1 pseudogene is annotated in these 2,679 nt (G+C 51.8%); it reads right to left on the bottom strand.

Going from position 1 to position 2,679, the window contains the following annotated elements:
- A pseudogene (locus tag AEQU1_RS00030) lies at positions 1-2,679 on the bottom strand (hypothetical protein); the annotation flags it as partial.

Genomic DNA, 2,679 nt, shown 5'->3' with positions numbered 1-2,679 from the left:
TACGGAAAGGCAATGGCCCCAACGCCGGTCTCAGCCCCTTCAAGGGTTTCATAAAATGAAAGGCTGAATTCCGTAGGGTCCTGCCCCGCCAAGATCCCCGCACGCAGGTCTGAGACCTGCTGGTTGGTCACATCGTCAAGGTCGAACTCCGCAAAGCCATCGCTGGGCGGAAGGTTGTCGCAGATCACAAAGGGCTCCGCGGGGGCGACCGCGATGGCGCCCGGCTGCACGATGAGCTCAAAGCTTTGCACTCCTCCTATATAGCAACCTGTTTCTGTATTCAATATACCCGTATATATAGTCTGTGGGTTTGTTGAGTTCTGAAAAGTGGTAGTGCCTACGATACGCGGAGATCCAACTTCTGCATCTAGCGCGGTCAGGTAAAAACTTACCTCAAAAGGCGGTTGGGGCTGTCCGCCCAAAATCTCGCCAACTTTTGTCTCCAGATCAAACATGCCTATTTCACTGCCGCCAAATGCACAAGCAACATATGGCGATACTATTGCAGTATCGTCCGGCAATGGATTAACGATCAGCTCCAGTTCCACGATTTCAAAACATAATGAGTTTGGATTGGTGGTGCGCACATAGATGGTCTGCGGGTTACTGGTGTTTTGATAGGCGGTAACTTCTGGCGCGATAATTTCATTTGCCTCGTTAACGGCATCATCATAACTTACAAAGTAACCTATTGTCCAGTTGTTCCCATTAAGGATCTGTGCCTCTCGTACGGTAAGATCGAACAGCTCCACCCCATCGTAGGGCCCCGGAGGAATGATCACGTTCTTGTCGCAAAGCTCAATCGGATCGGGAACTACCGGGTTTGGATTGCTCAGTACTTTTAGTGTCAGTGTTGTAAATGATACACAGGAACTGTTGCTGTCCTCTACCCTAACATATACTATCTGAGGGTTGGTTTGATTGACATACGCAGTCTCAGGATCAATACGGTTTGTGTTGTTCTGGGCATCATCTTGCGTTTCAAAATAAGAAACACCCTGGGTAAGCACTCCATTGGTTATTTCGCTGTTCTTTACCGTAAGGTCGAAGGTGGTGGTGCCGTCGTTGTCCTCGCCTAGGTCATCGCAAAGCTCCAACGGGGCTGGATCGGTTATAGGAAGCCCATTGGTCACTATAAGATCAAACTGGCCTATTGCAAAACATTCCGTCAGGTCGTCGTCCAAACGCACCCAGATGGTCTGGGGGCTGGCAACGTTGGTATAGGACTCCGGAGAAGCGATCCAGTTTATTCCCGCAAGGGCATCGGCCTGGTTCACGTGGTAGGTAATGGTAACATCCGTCTGCGGCGGGTTCCCCAATATCAGGTCTTCCTGTACCGTAAGGTCGAATTCCGCAAAGCCATCATCGTCGCAAGCAATAAGGTCCGGAAGGTCCTGTGGGACTACCGGGGAAGGCTTCACCACAAGCTCCAACTCCACAATGGTATAACAGCCGGTGCCCGCGGGCGGGGTATTGTAGGCCGCACGGACATATAGTGTTTGGTTAAATGCAACTATGTTCTCGTACGGACTTGCCAATGGAAAATTGCCGGTATTGGCATCCAATAGGTTCTCGTGGTAGGTAATGATCAAGGTAGGATCACCGCCACGTATCTCGGCAGTCTTGCTCTCCAGGTCAAAGGAGGTAAAGCCGTTGCCGTCAACATCGCACGCAACCAATGGCGTTGGCACCACGGGCGCTGGGTTCGGGTTCACCGTTATAAAGAAGCTAAGGTTTGCCCTACAGGTGTTCTGCCCCAGTACGGTCACGAATATCTCCTGTTGGGGGGTGGTGATGTTCTGGTACGCGGATGGGAACGCGATACGGATATCGTCGTTCTGGTCGGCCGCGGTGGCGTAATAATAAACGGTAAGGGTAGGGTCGCCGCCCGTAACTATGGGAGTGTTCAACGTTAGGTTGAAGGTGGAAATACCGTCATCGTTGGTGCTTCCGTTAACTTCATCGTCACAGAGCACAAGGTCATCGGCGGTTCCCGAACCCGGGAACTCCCCTACAACAATCTCGAAAGGGGTTATCCTTGCGCAACCTGTGGCCAAGCTTTCCAGGCGTACCCAAATAGTCTGGCCCGTACTTGAAAAGGCATCCGCCGGATCAATAAAGTTGGTGCCCGCTTCGGCAGCGGCCAAACTGGTATAATAGGTTATGGGCTCAAAATCCGCTGGATCCTGTAGGCCATAAACGGATGCATTCTGGATGGTAAGATCGAAAATCGCCAGGCCGTCCCCATCTTCGTCACATACGACAATTGGGTCCTGGAAGTTGGCATCGGGCATATCCGGCAACGGCACTACGATAAGCTCCAGCTGTACGATGGCATAGCAAGGGAGTAATTCCGGCGGCACGCGGTTGGTAACACGTGCATAAACAAATTGGCTATAGGGAACTATATTCGTATAGGGGCTCACTATCTCCGTTCCGGCAACGCCGGCCTCTGCTTCCTGCAGTGTCTCGTAATAGAAAATGGTAACGTCGGTCTCGCCGTTCAGTATCTCAAGGTCACGCACGGTAAGGTCGAAGGTATCCACGATCCCGTCATCGTCGTCATCACAGAAAACAATCGGGTCCGGGTCTGTCTTTGCGTTCGGGTTCGGCAATACGGTCAAGGTGACCGTAACGTTGTTCGAACATCCAAATTGCGAGCTCACCGTCCCGACAACT

Source organism: Aequorivita sp. CIP111184, from assembly GCF_900489465.1.
Lineage (GTDB): Bacteria > Bacteroidota > Bacteroidia > Flavobacteriales > Flavobacteriaceae > Aequorivita.
Note: the sequence above shows the minus strand (reverse complement) of the source record. Positions and strands in the feature narration are given on the sequence as shown.